Raw genomic sequence first — 16,205 nt, 5'->3', positions numbered from 1 at the left:
TTTTTATACTCCCAAAGACTAAATTAGATATACTACCAACAATAATAAAAAGTACCTTGGAGACTAGATGAGTGATCATCAATGCTATTTATTAGGGGAACATGCCATTGCATTTGTGCTAGAGACATCAAACCCATCTTCGAATGAACAACGACGTTTATTTGCTTTGACCTCAACATTAATGAACCTAGGTGCTTTCTTTGACGTTGTGCCAGCAAAATCTTCTATTACTGTCTATTTAAAAACGCCTCAAGATCACCCAATCTGGATAAAAAGAATCACCACTTTATGGCACGAGTGCGAAATGGCTAGTTTTAAGCCGACGACTCATCGCTTTACGGTTAAGTATGGTGGAGACTATGGCCCTGATCTCAGTTCGCTTGCAAATACACTTTCATTACCAGAAAAAGATCTCATTGAACTCCATGCATCTGTCACATATCAAGTCGAATTTCTCGGGTTTTTACCTGGCTTTGGATATTTAGGCACGTTACCAAACGCCCTTCAAGTACCCAGAAAAAAAACACCAAGAACACGAGTACCAAAAGGATCGGTTGCCATTGCACAAGAACTGACGGCGATATATCCCAGTTCCTCTCCGGGCGGCTGGCATTTACTCGGTATATGTGACACACCTTTATTCAACCCTAGCCTTCAACAACCAAGCTTATTGATGCCAGGCGATCACGTTCAATTTATCCCATCCAAGGGCGGACTATGCTCACAGTAATCAAACAAGGTGTTCTTTGTAGTATCCAAGACACCGGGCGTCATGGCTATCGACATTTGGGCGTAGGGCAATCGGGTGCATTAGATCCAATCGCAGTCAAGCTGGCCAATTTGCTATTGAATAATGACCTAAATGAACCCGTTATAGAGGTAACTATTGGGCTCGCGCAATTTGAATTTACTGCCTCAATTAACTTTTCAATCACGGGGGGGGATTTACGTGCAAAGTTAAACGGACACCCTCTATACCCTGGCTGGCGCTACTTCGCAGAATCTGGCGATATACTTTCCTTTAGTACCAGCCACAATGCACAACGTGCATACTTAGCGGTTCGAGGAGGGTTTTTGATTGATAATGTACTCAACGCTAAATCAACAGACATACAGGCACAATTTGGTGGCTACAATGGCCGAGCGTTAAAAATGGGCGATCAGCTGCCTTTTCACGCTGACAAAACGCCGCTACCACACCTAGGCGTCAAGCAACCTGACTACACGAATGAGGTAAGAGTACTCAAAGGGCCGCACTGTGATAAGCTCCCTAAAGGGTCCTTTGAGCACTTTTTGCAAACAAAGTGGCTCGTCAGTGACATGAATAACCGCATGGGGTCACGGTTAACTGCTAATAACACTGTTCAGCATCATGCCACCATCGCAAGCCAAGCCGTTCACCCGGGGGTGATCCAATACCCCCCTAACGGGCAACCAATTGTTTTGTTAAATGACTGCCAAACAACCGGAGGCTATCCCATTATTGCATCAGTAATTAGCGCGGACCTAAGACTGTTTAGTCAATTAGGCAGTCAACAATCTTGTAAGTTTATTGGTGTAAGTGTTTCACAAGCACACCATGCGATGAAAAAATTAAATTCACATTTAGCGCAATTTGCGCTAGCGAATAATAACAATAAAGAGTAGTAGTTATGAGCGAACTAAATTTATTACCTTTAAGTGGTATTGTGGTTGTTGTGCTTGGCTTTGCCCTGCGCTTCAACCCACTATTAGTGGTTACCGCAGCAGGCTTAGTCACAGGCTGGGCCGTTGATATGCAATTTTTAGCCTTGGTTGAAACGTTTGGCGAAAAATTTATGAACTCTCGTCAATTGGCTAGCTTTTTACTTATTTTGCCCGTCATTGCATTACTGGAACGTCACGGGTTACAACAGCGAGCACAAAGTTGGATTGCCAGTATTAAAAGTGCGACTACAGCTCGTATCCTATCGGTCTATTTTGTGGTTCGTGAATGCTCATCTGCGTTAGGTTTACTGAGTTTAGCTGGCCAACCGCAAACAGTTAGGCCATTGCTCGCACCGATGGCGTTAGGCGCAGCAAGCAACGTGCATGGCGAGCTTCCTAAAGAAGTAAAAGATATGATCTGTGCGCACGCCGCGGCCTGCGACAATATCGCAATGTTTTTTGGTGAAGACATTTTTATTGCATTCGGTGCGGTATTACTCATGGATGCTTTTTTAAGAGAAAATGGCATTGAAGGTATTGAGCCACTGCACATTGGGTTATGGGCAATTCCCACTGCGATTGCCGCGCTTATCGTGCACCTATTTCGCTTAGCACGATTAGAAGCTAAAATTACCCATGCTGTCGCCACTTATAACAGTCAACCTAATAAATTATCAGAGGAACTGTCATGAGTGCTCCATCAATTAATACGGCTGATACTACGGCCATTATCTCGATTGAAAATATTTACTTGTTAATCGGTTTTGTGGTCATATTTTTGGTCGTTCGTACGCTACAAGACAAAAGCCACCCAAAAAGATATAGCACTGCACTATTTTGGTTGTTATTCGGTAACGTCTTTTTATTCGGTGATTTATCTGTGTCATTGTTTGGACAAGCTATTACATATCAGTGGGTTGGTTTAAGTGTGATGGCAATCGCTTTACTTGCTGGGTTTGGTTTAGTGTCGATGGGTACCTATGACACGCCATCAGATGAGGTAAAAACACACAGTGCAGAAAAAATAGGTAACAAACTGTTTATGCCTGCCGTAATGATCCCCATCGTGACCGTTGTGTGTACTTTATTACTTGGCCAAATTAATATCAATGACTGGTATTTATTTGATCAAAACCATTTAACTCTTGCATCATTAACCCTTGCTTGTGCCGTTGCACTCTTAATTGGGTGGAAGCTCACATCTGGCAGCCCAATACAAGCACTGACTGAATCACGTCGATTAGTCGATTCAGTCGGCTGGGCCGCCATTTTACCGCAAATGCTCGCCATGCTAGGTGGTGTATTCATCGTGGCCCAAACTGGCACTGCTATTCAAGACCTTGTCACATTGTTTATTTCACCTGACAACCGGTTTATGTTGGTGGTCCTGTACTGTGTTGGCATGGCGCTGTTTACGATGATAATGGGCAATGCCTTTGCCGCATTCCCGGTGATGACAGCAGGTATAGCTGTGCCATTTCTAATTCAGGGCCATGGCGCATCTGCCGCACCACTAGTTGCAATCGGCATGTATTCGGGTTATTGCGGCACGTTAATGACCCCCATGGCAGCAAATTTTAATATTGTGCCAGCGGCTTTATTAGATTTAAAAGACAAGTATCAAGTGATCAAAGTCCAGATCCCAACAGCACTTTCATTACTTGCAATTAATATTCTTCTTATGTACGGAGTGATTTTTAATGACTAACACACCAAGACCCTGCGTTTTAATTACAGGGTTTGCCCCATTTGGTGGGGAAAGTATCAATCCCTCTTGGCAAGCTGTACAAGCCTTAGAAGGACTCAATATTGATGGCTTTACCATACAAACCAAAGAGCTACCTTGTGAATTTGATACCTCTATTCATGCACTTCAAGAGGCTATCAATAAATATTCACCACATGTGGTACTTTGTATTGGCCAAGCCGGTGGTCGTGCCGGTATTTCCATTGAGCGTGTTGCGATTAATGTGAACGATGCGCGTATCGCGGACAATGCAAATAATCAGCCTATTGATACTCCAGTGGTGCCAGCTGGGCCTGCCGCTTATTTTACGAACCTTCCAATCAAGCGTATATTACTGGCGTTACATCAGTCTGATATACCCGCCTCCATTTCAAATACAGCGGGCACCTATGTATGCAATCACATTATGTATGGACTCATGCATGAAATAGCATCGCATCATCAAAATGTTAAAGGAGGGTTTGTTCATATTCCTTATTTGCCTAGCCAAGCTGTGCATCACAATGGTGCACCGAGCATGAGTCAGCAAACAGTCGAATCGGCACTTAAAGTGATTATTACTGCCGCCATCAGTAATAAATCTGACTTAAAAGTCGCAGCGGGCACAACCCACTAACATCAGCCCCATATTGGTGCAATATAGTATATTTATTGCACCAACTTAGCCTTGTCTTCGCATAAAAAAATACCCTTTAACCATGTGACTTAATCTTACATTTCTGATACATCTATAGTAACTGGAAGGCGCAACGGTGCCTTTTCATCAACTAATTTATAATTAAAGGGAAGCCTGAGTGCTTACCCAACACAGGAATGAGGTATTTTATGTGTTCAATTTTTGGGGTGTTAGAGCTAAAATCGGATCCTATCCAATTACGTAGCCAAGCCATCGAAATGTCAAAGCGATTACGCCATAGAGGGCCTGATTGGTCTGGTGTTTACGCATCAGAAAAAGCGATTTTAGTACATGAAAGACTGGCAATTGTTGGCGTATCAAGTGGTGCGCAACCTTTATATAACCCAGAAAAAACCAACATATTAGCCGTTAATGGCGAAATATATAATCATAAAGAATTGGCACAAAATCTTACCGCCGATTTTGATTTTCAAACTGAGTCTGACTGTGAAATTATTCTCGCACTGTACAAGCAAAAAGGGCCTGAATTTCTTGATGATTTAAATGGTATTTTTGCATTCTGCCTTTATGATGAAGAGCAAGATAGCTATTTAATCGGCCGCGATCACATTGGGATCATTCCACTTTATACGGGCCGCGACCAACATGGTAATCTGTACGTAGCCAGTGAAATGAAAGCACTCACACCGATTTGCTCATCCATAGAGGAGTTTCCTCCTGGGCACTACCTTTATTCAAAAGAAGGGACTTTGCGTCCGTATTATCGACGCGATTGGCAATCTTTCGAGGCAGTCAAAAATAACACCGCAAAAGCAGAGGATGTGAAAGACGCGTTAGAAGCCGCGGTCAAACGTCAATTGATGTGTGATGTACCCTACGGTGTTTTATTATCTGGTGGATTAGACTCATCTGTTATTTCTGCGATCACCCAAAAGTTTGCAGCCAAACGGGTAGAAGATAATGACGCTTCTGACGCTTGGTGGCCTAAATTACATTCATTTTCTATTGGACTAGAAGGCTCTCCGGATTTAGCGGCAGCACAAGTCGTTGCAGACGAGATAGGCACAGTTCACCACCCTATTATATTTACGGTTCAACAAGGTATCGATGCACTAAAAGAAGTCGTCTACCACCTAGAAACATATGATGTTACAACGATTCGAGCCTCAACCCCAATGTACCTAATGTCAAGACAAATTAAAGCAATGGGCATTAAAATGGTGCTTTCAGGCGAAGGTGCTGACGAGTTGTTTGGCGGTTACCTGTATTTCCACAAAGCGCCTAATGCCCAAGAGTTTCATGAAGAACTGAACCGTAAAGTATCAAAATTACACATGTTTGATTGTTTAAGAGCAAACAAATCTATGGCTGCATGGGGTGTTGAAGCGAGAGTGCCTTTCTTAGACAAAGAGTTTGTAGACGTCGCGATGCGGACCAACCCAGACTACAAAATGTGTAAAGACGGCCGTATTGAGAAGCACATAGTCCGGGAAGCATTTGAGGGTTACTTACCAGACAGCGTTTTATGGCGACAAAAAGAGCAGTTCTCTGATGGTGTTGGTTATAGTTGGATTGACTCGCTAAAGGAACACGTTGACGGTCAAATATCAGATCAAGATTTGGCTAACGCGCAATATCGTTTCCCAATCAATACACCTGATAGCAAAGAGGCATATTTTTATAGAGAAATCTTTGAAAGCCACTTCCCAGGTGACGCAGCCGCTAACTGTGTACCACACGGTAAATCAGTCGCATGTTCAACCCCTGAAGCGCTCGCATGGGATGCGTCTTTTCAAAACAACGCAGATCCATCAGGCAGAGCCGCTAATGTTCATAATGAAGCCTATGAATAACGTTATATAAACACACAATAAAAAAGGGCTTATTAGCCCTTTTTTATTGTGTACTCAACCTTGTTGAAGCCGTTCACTAGCAGCTAAATAAACTTCTTAATAATAAAGTCTACTTTGACACGCTTAGCTTGCCCTAAGAGCTTTTTAACTGGTAATGGGTAATCACCCAATGATTCAATGTCATCAGGTCCGCTTAATAAGCGACAGTTGGCCAATATTGTCTGCTTTTCTGCCTCAAGTCTCGGTAGTATATCTTGCTGCGGATCTTCTATTAAAATACCATTTTCAATATCAAGCCCCCACGCTCTGGGGTTTAGATTGTGGCCACTCAATAAGTGAGTATGGTTATCTTTACTGATCCCTTTTAAATGAAATGAATTGGCACCATCTTTCCACAGGTATACTTTTAAGCGGCCAGAAGAGATATGGCGCTTCTGACTTTTGAGAAACTTCTGTAAAATAGTTTCGTATAAATAAGGCAACGCACCTATCCGACTAAACGGCTGTTCTGGACAAATATAAAAATCATTTGCAGTCTTATCACCAACAATAATGGTGACCTCTTTGCCTTGTTTTAGCAATCGGCGTAATGAACGCAGTAACGGTGCTGGAAAATTAAAGTAAGGTGTGTACAGTATGAGCGTCTCATCGGTTGTATCAAATAAACTCTTGATCAAACGGTTAAGTTTGTTCGTACGACGCCCAAAGCCAAGAAAAGCGCGAACATTAAGGCCCTCTCTTTTACCTGCTGATGATAAGTCATATTTGGCTTTTTTTAGTTCCCGCATTAACTTTTTTTGCGCTAACTTGATATCATTAAACTTCGGTAATGGGCGCAAGTCAATTCTTGGAACGCCCTCACTACTGATTAAGTATTTGTTCGTGAAATCACAAAAGCTATCAGCCAGTTGATGCTGGTTTATAACAAAATAACGGTCTAAGCGGTACTTCTCGCCTTTTTGTAGGTAAACATCATTCAAACTTGCCCCGCTATACAGCAGCATATTGTCGACGACGAAACCTTTGAGGTGTAGCACACCAAAAAGTTCTTTCGCTTTTACAGGCACACCATAAATACGTACATTACTTTTATAGTCACTCAAGGCTTGGCAATACAGACTGGCATTACCATCTGATTGTTTCTCACCAATAAGCCCTCTTTGAGCTCGGTGAAAGTCAACCAATACATTCACTTCAAGGTTTGGATTCGCACATGACGCTTCATGTAAAGCACTTAAGACTTCTCGACCTGCGTCATCGTCTTGCAAATATAATGCAGTAATATAAATACGCGTTTGCGCACTTTTGATAAGCCTCAATAACTCTGCATGATATTGCTTTGCATCGGTTAAAACCTGAATGTTTTCAGCCTCAAGTTCAAACCCTGGAGTTTCCTGCCAAAAAACCATAAATACCTATTTATTTAGAGTTAGTTTTACATCACTAACGAAATACAATTCTTTAAAACATATCAAAAAAAAAGTACTTGGTCATGAATAAGCGTTCATTTTCGTGTTGATGGCGTAAAAAACGTTCAAGTACAGTATTTTTGACAACTTAGTGATTTGTCGAAAAATGAAATGTTGAATTTATTTTACATCTTGGTTGAATTTCATAGAATCAACCACATTCAATCTCAGTATATAACATTTTAGGAAATCATAATGAGTGATGGTAAACATTGTAAGCTGCTTATTTTAGGTTCTGGCCCTGCAGGTTACACTGCTGCAGTTTACGCTGCGCGTGCCAATCTAAACCCTGTATTAATTACAGGCATGCAACAAGGTGGTCAATTAACAACGACAACTGAAGTCGAAAACTGGCCAGGTGATGCACATGGTCTAACTGGACCTGCATTAATGGATCGCATGAAAGAGCATGCAGAGCGCTTTGAGACTGAAATTATTTTTGATCACATCAACAAGGTTGATGTAAGCAAACGCCCGTTCACATTAACGGGTGATCAAGGCACATATACATGTGATGCATTGATCATCGCAACTGGTGCATCTGCTAAATATTTAGGCCTTGAGTCTGAAACAGCATTCCAAGGTCGAGGTGTATCTGCATGTGCAACATGTGATGGCTTCTTTTATAAAGGTCAAAAAGTTGCGGTTGTCGGCGGTGGTAATACAGCTGTTGAAGAAGCACTTTATCTATCAAACATCGCAGAGGAAGTACACGTTATTCACCGTCGTGATTCTTTCAGAAGCGAGAAGATTTTATCTGACCGTTTAATGGAAAAAGCGAAAAATGGGAATGTGACATTACACTTAAACCGCAACCTAGATGAAGTATTAGGTGACGAAATGGGCGTAACGGGCATTAGAATTAAAGAAACGGATTCAGAAAACACTGAACAACTCGATCTTGCGGGTGTATTTATTGCGATTGGCCACAAGCCAAACACTGATATGTTTGAAGGCCAGCTAAATATGAAAGATGGTTACTTAGTGGTTGAGTCTGGTCTGCACGGTAACGCTACTCAAACAAGCGTAGAAGGCGTTTTTGCTGCTGGTGATGTATCTGACCATATTTATCGTCAAGCTATCACCTCTGCTGGTACAGGCTGTATGGCTGCTTTAGATGCTGAACGTTATCTAGATAACCTGTAGTCTACTTTTAAAATGGGGGGTATTCCCCCATTTGATTTTTTACACAATTGCGTTATTTTACTCCCAATCGAGTTTTAATATTTTCTTTATGACGCAACAAATTACCCATTTATCAGACAACAACACACAATTTCCGTCTTGCGACCTTGCCCTTACAAATCCTGATGGCCTGTTAGCTGTTGGGGGGTGCCTGTCTTTAGCTCGACTTAGTAAGGCATATCATTGCGGCATATTTCCTTGGTTCAATGAGCGAGAGCCAATCATGTGGTGGGCGCCCAGTGAACGTGGTATCGTGGAATTAGACGAATTTCATGTCAGTAAATCTCTCAAAAAAGCAATGCGCCGAATGCAGCCTACCGTGACAATTAATACTGCCTTTACACAAGTCATTAATGCCTGTAGAACTCAACGCATAAACAATGAAGGAACATGGATAAATACACAAATGCTCGACGCATATTATACCGCGCATAAAGCAGGCTTTGCGCACAGCATCGAGGTCTGGCATGAAAAACAACTCATTGGCGGGTTATACGGTATCATGCAATCTGGTATATTTTGCGGTGAGTCTATGTTTTTTAAACAACCGAATGCCTCTAAATTAGCCATGTGGGCGCTCGTCAACTGGCTCAAAAAACACCAGGCACATTTTATCGATTGCCAGCTAGAAAACCCATATTTGACCTCCCTCGGTGCAAAAGTTATTCCACGAGAAGAATTTTTGACTAGACTTAGTATAGCGAACAACTTCAATATACCTGCCAATATGTGGCTAGCTCAAACCTTGGAAAATATTTATGACTGAACACTTTCCATCAAAAATTGGTTTAAGTCAGCAATTCAGTTGCAGTTACCTGCCTGAGCAACAAGAACAATTACTCGTTATTTTAGACCAAAACTGTTACTCACCAGAGCATTTTGAAGGGTTATTAGAGCTTGGCTTTAGACGAAGTGGTGATCAAATCTATCGACCACATTGTCCCAAATGCAATGCATGTGAATCATTACGACTCCCAGTACAACAGTTTAATGCGTCAAAGTCGCAAAAACGAAAGTGGAATAAACTGTCAGATGAATTTCGCATCGAGATAAACCAACAAGAACAACCTAATTATTACACTTTATACGAGAAGTATATTTCCTTACGTCATCAAGATGGCAGTATGTACCCCCCTAACCACCTCCAGTACGAAAGCTTTCTGTTCTGTCAGTGGTTACCAATTACTTTTATTGAACTGTGGCATTTAGAGACATTAATCGCAGTTGCAGTGACCGATACAATGCCCAATTCCCTATCGGCGATTTACACCTTTTTCGATCCTGATTATGAACATTATAGTCTCGGAACCATCATGATCCTTGCACAAATAAACTATGCACGAGAAACACATCGACAGCACCTGTATTTAGGCTACCAAATCGACAGCTGCAAAAAAATGCGCTACAAAACCAACTATAAACCGGCGCAACGTTTTGTAAATGATATTTGGGTGCATAGCGATACACGTCAAAAAAGCAGCTAGCTGTTCATCTGTAAATCATCGTAATTTGCTAAAATTCGTACCAAAAAAGTACTTTTATCCCTGTTCTGGAATATATAGGCTAATAAAATAACAATTTTTCAGCCCTTTCCTTTACTTATTGGCTGCTTTTGGGCAAAATCTCCAGCGTTTAAATATTCAAAGAGGTGTTACGCTACACATGGCGAAAGAAGACGTAATTGAAATGCAAGGCACGGTCCTTGATACTTTACCAAATACAATGTTCCGCGTTGAGTTAGAAAATGGTCACGTGGTTGTTGCTCATATTTCTGGAAAAATGCGCAAAAACTACATCCGTATTCTTACAGGTGACAAAGTAACGGTTGAAATGACCCCTTACGACCTAACCAAAGGACGCATTGTCTTCCGCGCTCGTTAATCGAACCGTGTAGAACTGTTCTTGGAACAGGTTGTAATACGTCGCTCTTAGACGTGTTTCATAGACCTAGCCATTGGTTATTGTATAAGTCTACAGAGCTGGGTTATATGACCCAAAGACAAAAAGCCTAGCATTGCTAGGCTTTTTGACGATTACTGCTTTAACATTTATGCAGAGACGAGAGACGATTCATAAGTAAATACAATTTTATTGTCTTTGATACTCACTTTCACTGAGCCACCGTCTACCAGCTCACCAAATAAAATTTCATTGGCTAATGGTTTCTTAAGCTGCTCTTGAATAACACGCGCCATAGGACGTGCACCCATTGCTTTATCGTATCCCAGTTCAGCCAACCACGAACGCGCTGCAGAGGTAAGCTCTAAGTTAACTGACTTACGATCAAGCTGTGCTTGTAACTCAACAATAAACTTATCTACAACCTGCAATGTAACTTCTTTATCTAGGTGGTTAAACCAAATAATATTGTCTAAACGATTTCTAAATTCAGGCGTAAAGACTTTATTTATTTCAGACAATGCATCATGTGAGTGATCTTGCTCTTGGAAACCAATAGATTGTCTTACTGTCTCCTGAACACCCGCGTTTGTCGTCATCACTAATACCACGTTTCTGAAATCAGCTTTACGCCCATTATTATCAGTTAACGTGCCATGATCCATAACTTGAAGTAATATGTTGTAGATATCTGAGTGCGCTTTTTCTATTTCATCCAGTAATACGACCGAATGAGGATGCTTTATAACAGCATCAGTTAACAAGCCACCTTGTTCATAACCTACATAACCAGGAGGCGCACCAATTAACCGGCTCACCGCATGGCGCTCAGAGTACTCAGACATATCAAAACGTATAAACTCTACGCCCATACATTTACCGAGCTGTTTTGTTACCTCGGTTTTACCTACACCTGTTGGTCCTGCGAATAAGAAAGATCCAATTGGCTTATCTTCATTAGCAAGTCCAGAACGAGACAATCTAATCGCTGAAGTTAATGCACCAATTGACTGATCTTGTCCAAAGACCAACATTTTTAAATTGCGGTCCAAATTTTTGAGGGTGTCCTTGTCGCTTGAAGAAACACTTTGCTGTGGGATCCGCGCAATTTTTGACACAATCATTTCAATATCTGATACGCCAATGGTTTTCTTACGGCGAGATACCGGTAATAATCGCTGATTAGCACCCGCCTCGTCGATAACATCAATTGCTTTATCAGGTAGCTGGCGTTCATTTATATACTTTGCACTTAACTCAGCGGCGGCTCGCAGCGCTTTTTGTGTATAACGAATACCATGATGTTCTTCATAACGTTCTTTTAAGCCATAAAGGATCTTCGTTGTGTCTGCAACGCTTGGTTCAACAACATCAATTTTTTGGAAACGACGCACTAACGCTCTGTCTTTTTCAAAAATGTTCTTAAATTCATTGTAAGTCGTCGAGCCCATGCAGCGTAATTGACCACTAGACAATAATGGTTTAATGAGGTTCGATGCATCCATGACTCCGCCAGACGCTGCACCGGCCCCAATTATTGTGTGAATCTCATCAATAAATAAAATAGCATGAGGTTTGGCCTGTAGTTCTTTCAATAAAGCTTTAAAGCGCTTTTCAAAATCGCCACGATATTTGGTACCCGCTAACAGCGCGCCCATGTCCAGTGAATAAACCACCGCATCTTCGATAACATCTGGCACTTGGTTGTTCACAATACGATATGCCAACCCTTCAGCGATAGCTGTTTTACCCACGCCAGCCTCACCCACTAACAGAGGATTGTTTTTCTTTCTACGACACAGCACCTGAACAGTACGTTCAACTTCTTCATCACGGCCAATTAATGGATCGATTTGACCTGCTTGTGCCATCACATTTAAATTTGAAGTAAAGTTTTCGAGTTTCGACTTTTCTTCATTTTGAATATCATTAGGCTCATCATTCATCTCTTCATGATCTTCACTTTCTGACTCGTCGTCATCAGACTTTGCAATACCATGAGAAATAAAGTTAACGATATCGAGGCGGCTAACATCGCTCTTTTTCAGTAAATATACCGCTTGGCTTTCTTGCTCAGAAAAAATAGCAACCAGCACATTTACACCTGTAACTTCGCTTCGTCCTGAAGACTGAACATGAAACACTGCGCGTTGCAAAACGCGCTGAAAGCCGAGTGTTGGTTGGGTTTCTCTGTCTTCTTCTAAATCTGGTAAGACTGGCGTAGTCTCATCAATAAACTCAGAAAGCTCTCGCTTTAGAGTGTCTGTATTTACGCCGCAGGCGCCTAACGCCTCTCCTGCTGACGGGTTATCTATTAACGCCAAAAGCAAATGCTCAACGGTCATAAACTCATGACGACGAGTACGCGCTTCACGAAATGCGGCGTTTAAGGTAATTTCTAGATCTTTGTTTAGCATTGGCAACCCCCAAACGAGAATTAAAAAGGTTATTCTTGCTCACAACTGCAGAGCAACGGGTGCTCATTGTCGCGGGCATAACGATTGACCTGCTCAGCTTTAGTGTGCGCTATATCTGCAGGATATATTCCACATACAGCCTTCCCTTCGTGATGTATTTTAAGCATCACATCAGTTGCTCTTTCGCTATCCATATTAAAAAATGTCATTAAAATTTCAATTACAAAATCCATCGGAGTGTAATCGTCATTATTCACAATGACCTTGTACTTACGCGGAGGGCTAAGCTTCTGCTTCTCACTTTCGCGTACCGTGTCTATAACACCTGAATCTTTTGTCCCACTCATAATTAAATATAGTCTTGTCTTGGTAACTCAAGCAAACTTGAATTAAAAAATAAATAAAATGTTAAAAAAAAGAGTAAATAACTTGACTGACTGCTCATATAAACTACAGTCCTATTAGATTGCTCTACAGGCAGTCTAGCAAATTATAAAGTTTAGATTAACTAATTAACTAGATTTAGTCACTTATAGAAGGATGTAGAAGTATGGCTTGCGGAAAAGTCAAGTGGTTCAATAACGCCAAAGGGTTTGGTTTCATCGTAGAAGACGGCAGTGAGGAAGATATCTTTGCCCATTACTCAACGATTGTAATGGATGGATACAAAACACTTAAAGCTGGTCAAGGTGTAACATTCGAGCTGCAAGAAGGCCCTAAAGGTCTACATGCTACAAACATCGCACCCAGCGGTGAATTGTTAGTGTAAAGCAGTGATGGCTATCTAAAGCGAGTCGCATTAGCTTCTCGCTTCATTTCCCCTTATATTTTTTCATTCTTTAACTTTAATTTTTTGAATTAGCCCCAATATGTAATGATTGATACAATTGCTACGTCTACTAGGTAGGTTAGATATTATTATTTACGTTTAGTAAAAATATCTAACAAACTTGCTATACCCTATTCCCTTAGGCAACATAGCGTTCCCTTTGCATTGTTGAATGGCTTTTAGAAGCCACAAATTCTAGGAATGATGATGACATCAAAAATTATTTACACGAAAACAGACGAAGCACCGGCTTTAGCAACATATTCTTTACTTCCAATCATCCAGGCATACACGAAAATTGCCGGAGTAGAAGTCGAAACTCGTGACATTTCATTAGCAGGCCGTATCATTGCTAACTTCCCTGATTTTTTAACTGAAGAGCAGCGTATCGGTGATGCACTTGCAGAACTTGGTGAGCTGGCTAAAACTCCAGAAGCAAATATCATCAAACTTCCTAATATCAGTGCTTCAGTGCCTCAGCTTCACGCCACAATTAAAGAACTTCAAGCGAAAGGCTATGCACTTCCTGATTACCCAGCTGAGCCACAAGATGAAAAGCAAGCTGCGATTAAAGCAACTTACGATAAAATAAAAGGCAGCGCAGTAAACCCTGTACTACGTGAAGGTAACTCTGACCGTCGTGCGCCAGCATCAGTTAAGGCATATGCGCGTAAAAACCCTCATTCAATGGGTGCATGGGCGGCTGATTCAAAATCTTACGTTGCTAGCATGGCTGATGGTGACTTCTTTGGTTCTGAGCAATCAACCACTGTTGAGCAAGCAACTAATGTTCGTATTGAGCACGTTGCTGAAAACGGTGATGTAACTACGCTTAAAGCAAGCACTGCATTGTTAGCCGGAGAAATCATTGATGCGTCACGCATGAGTGTATCTGCACTACAAGATTTCTTAGCGGCAGAAATTGCGTCAGCGAAAGACAAAGGCGTACTGTTCTCATTGCATATGAAAGCAACCATGATGAAAGTATCTGATCCAATCATCTTCGGCCACGCGGTAAAAGTATTCTATAAAGACGTATTCACTAAGCATGCTGCACTATTTGCAGAGCTAGGTGTTGATGTAAACAACGGTTTAGGTGACGTATATACAAAAATACAACAGCTAGATGATGAAAAACGTGCTGAAGTAGAAGCTGATATTGCAGCGGTATACGAAAGTAGTCCAAGTATCGCAATGGTTGATTCTGATCGTGGTATTACTAATCTACACGTACCAAGTGACGTGATCATTGATGCGTCAATGCCAGCAGCTATTCGTACAAGTGGACAGATGTGGAACACGGCTGGTAAGCAACAAGACACTAGCTTTGTTATTCCTGACCGTTGTTATTCTGGCGTTTACCAAGCAACTATCGACTTTTGTAAAGAACACGGTGCATTCGACCCTCGTACAATGGGCACGATCCCGAACGTTGGCCTAATGGCACAAAAAGCAGAAGAATATGGTTCTCATGATAAAACATTTGAAGCACCATCTGCAGGTACAATTCGTGTTGTAGACGCAAATGAGACCGTGCTACTTCAACATGATGTTGAGCAAGGTGATATCTGGCGTATGTGTCAGGTAAAAGATGCACCAATAAAAGATTGGGTTAAACTTGCTGTAAACCGTGCTCGCGCAACAGGTGTTCCAGCGGTATTCTGGTTAGATGCAAACCGATCTCACGACGCGCAGCTTATTGAAAAAGTGAACACATACCTTGCAGATCATGACACTGCTGGTTTAGAGCTGTTGATCAAAGCACCTGTTGCTGCCACAGAGTACTCTCTGGCGCGCATGAAAGAAGGCCAAGACACAATTTCAGTAACAGGTAACGTACTACGTGATTACTTAACTGATTTATTCCCAATTCTTGAACTAGGTACCAGTGCAAAAATGCTGTCTATCGTACCATTAATGAATGGGGGTGGTTTATTTGAAACTGGCGCAGGTGGTTCTGCACCTAAGCACGTACAACAGTTTGAAAAAGAAAACCATTTACGTTGGGACTCGTTAGGTGAATTCTTAGCACTAGCGGCGTCACTTGAGCACCTAAGCCAAACAACAGGTAATACAAAAGCGCAAGTACTTGCTGATACGCTTGATCAGGCAACCGGTAAGTTCTTAGATGAAAACAAGTCACCATCCCGCCGTGTAAACGAGCTAGATAACCGTGGTAGTCACTTCTTCTTGTCACTTTACTGGGCACAAGCACTTGCAACTCAAACTGCAGACGCTGAACTCCAAGCACAGTTTGCTGCTTATGCTGAAACATTAACAGCGCAAGCACAAACAATTGTTGAAGAGCTAAACAATGCCCAAGGCGTAGCAAAAGATGTAGGCGGTTACTTCCAGCCTAATGACGATATTGCCTATGCATCAATGCGTCCAAGCCAAACATTTAACGATATTCTAGCAACACTTGTATAATCGTTAACTCGCACGACAAAAAAGGGTAGCTTTGGCTTAATGCCGATCAGATA

The 16,205-nt window shown here is 41.7% G+C and carries 15 protein-coding genes; 12 read left to right on the top strand and 3 right to left on the bottom strand.

Annotation, left to right across the window (positions count from 1 at the left end):
• The first annotated feature begins 67 nt into the window (after positions 1-67).
• The 6 genes from pxpB (at position 68) to asnB (ending at position 5,923) form a co-directional block, all read left to right on the top strand.
• Positions 68-730 (top strand): 5-oxoprolinase subunit PxpB, encoded by a 663-nt coding sequence (gene pxpB / locus CWC18_RS04725; RefSeq protein ID WP_138592127.1) that lies wholly within the window; start codon positions 68-70, stop codon positions 728-730.
• Positions 718-1,647: a biotin-dependent carboxyltransferase family protein gene (locus CWC18_RS04720; RefSeq protein WP_138592126.1), complete on the top strand. Its 930-nt coding sequence runs from the start codon at positions 718-720 to the stop codon at positions 1,645-1,647. Before pxpB ends, CWC18_RS04720 begins: the two co-directional genes overlap by 13 nt.
• A gap of 5 nt (positions 1,648-1,652) precedes the next feature.
• Positions 1,653-2,378 (top strand): DUF969 domain-containing protein, encoded by a 726-nt coding sequence (locus CWC18_RS04715; protein ID WP_138592125.1) that lies wholly within the window; start codon positions 1,653-1,655, stop codon positions 2,376-2,378.
• Complete coding sequence (locus CWC18_RS04710; protein ID WP_138592124.1) at positions 2,375-3,394, top strand: DUF979 domain-containing protein; 1,020 nt, start codon at positions 2,375-2,377, stop codon at positions 3,392-3,394. Before CWC18_RS04715 ends, CWC18_RS04710 begins: the two co-directional genes overlap by 4 nt.
• Positions 3,387-4,049 carry a pyroglutamyl-peptidase I gene (gene pcp, locus CWC18_RS04705; protein ID WP_138592123.1) on the top strand — a complete coding sequence of 221 codons (663 nt, stop codon included), beginning with the start codon at positions 3,387-3,389 and terminating at the stop codon, positions 4,047-4,049. Before CWC18_RS04710 ends, pcp begins: the two co-directional genes overlap by 8 nt.
• Before the next feature lie 209 nt (positions 4,050-4,258).
• A complete protein-coding gene (gene asnB, locus CWC18_RS04700) occupies positions 4,259-5,923 on the top strand; it encodes an asparagine synthase B (RefSeq protein ID WP_138592122.1) in 1,665 nt (554 codons plus the stop codon).
• Positions 5,924-6,006: 83 nt separating this feature from the next.
• On the opposite strand, the gene pssA is transcribed toward asnB, so the two are convergent.
• On the bottom strand, positions 6,007-7,332 hold the full coding sequence (gene pssA, locus CWC18_RS04695) for a CDP-diacylglycerol--serine O-phosphatidyltransferase (protein ID WP_138592121.1): 1,326 nt from the start codon (positions 7,330-7,332) through the stop codon (positions 6,007-6,009).
• Positions 7,333-7,587: 255 nt separating this feature from the next.
• On the opposite strand from pssA, the gene trxB reads away from it, so the two are divergent.
• From trxB to infA, 4 genes are all read left to right on the top strand, one after another.
• Complete coding sequence (gene trxB / locus CWC18_RS04690) at positions 7,588-8,538, top strand: thioredoxin-disulfide reductase (protein WP_119863410.1); 951 nt, start codon at positions 7,588-7,590, stop codon at positions 8,536-8,538.
• Positions 8,539-8,626: 88 nt separating this feature from the next.
• Positions 8,627-9,343, top strand: coding sequence for a leucyl/phenylalanyl-tRNA--protein transferase (gene aat, locus CWC18_RS04685; RefSeq protein WP_138592120.1), 717 nt, complete (start codon positions 8,627-8,629; stop codon positions 9,341-9,343).
• Entirely contained in the window at positions 9,336-10,061 is a 726-nt protein-coding gene (locus CWC18_RS04680; protein WP_138592119.1) for an arginyltransferase, read from the top strand. Before aat ends, CWC18_RS04680 begins: the two co-directional genes overlap by 8 nt.
• Before the next feature lie 178 nt (positions 10,062-10,239).
• Complete coding sequence (gene infA, locus CWC18_RS04675; protein ID WP_058029687.1) at positions 10,240-10,458, top strand: translation initiation factor IF-1; 219 nt, start codon at positions 10,240-10,242, stop codon at positions 10,456-10,458.
• A gap of 167 nt (positions 10,459-10,625) precedes the next feature.
• On the opposite strand, the gene clpA is transcribed toward infA, so the two are convergent.
• A complete protein-coding gene (gene clpA, locus CWC18_RS04670; RefSeq protein ID WP_138592118.1) occupies positions 10,626-12,893 on the bottom strand; it encodes an ATP-dependent Clp protease ATP-binding subunit ClpA in 2,268 nt (755 codons plus the stop codon).
• A 29-nt stretch (positions 12,894-12,922) separates the two neighbouring features.
• Entirely contained in the window at positions 12,923-13,240 is a 318-nt protein-coding gene (gene clpS / locus CWC18_RS04665) for an ATP-dependent Clp protease adapter ClpS (protein WP_119863407.1), read from the bottom strand.
• 203 nt (positions 13,241-13,443) lie between these two features.
• Here clpS and cspD point away from each other — a divergent pair, with 203 nt between their 5' ends.
• Together cspD and CWC18_RS04655 are read left to right on the top strand one after the other, a co-directional pair.
• Positions 13,444-13,662 carry a cold shock domain-containing protein CspD gene (cspD, locus tag CWC18_RS04660; RefSeq protein WP_010363137.1) on the top strand — a complete coding sequence of 73 codons (219 nt, stop codon included), beginning with the start codon at positions 13,444-13,446 and terminating at the stop codon, positions 13,660-13,662.
• Positions 13,663-13,929: 267 nt separating this feature from the next.
• The gene (locus tag CWC18_RS04655) at positions 13,930-16,152 is read left to right on the top strand and encodes an NADP-dependent isocitrate dehydrogenase (protein WP_138592117.1); all 2,223 of its coding nucleotides are present in this window, start codon (positions 13,930-13,932) and stop codon (positions 16,150-16,152) included.
• Positions 16,153-16,205: the final 53 nt, after the last annotated feature.

Source organism: Pseudoalteromonas aurantia (genome assembly GCF_005886875.1).
GTDB lineage: Bacteria > Pseudomonadota > Gammaproteobacteria > Enterobacterales > Alteromonadaceae > Pseudoalteromonas > Pseudoalteromonas aurantia_A.
The sequence above is the reverse complement of the archived record's forward strand: the minus strand, read 5'-3'. Positions and strand labels throughout refer to the sequence as shown.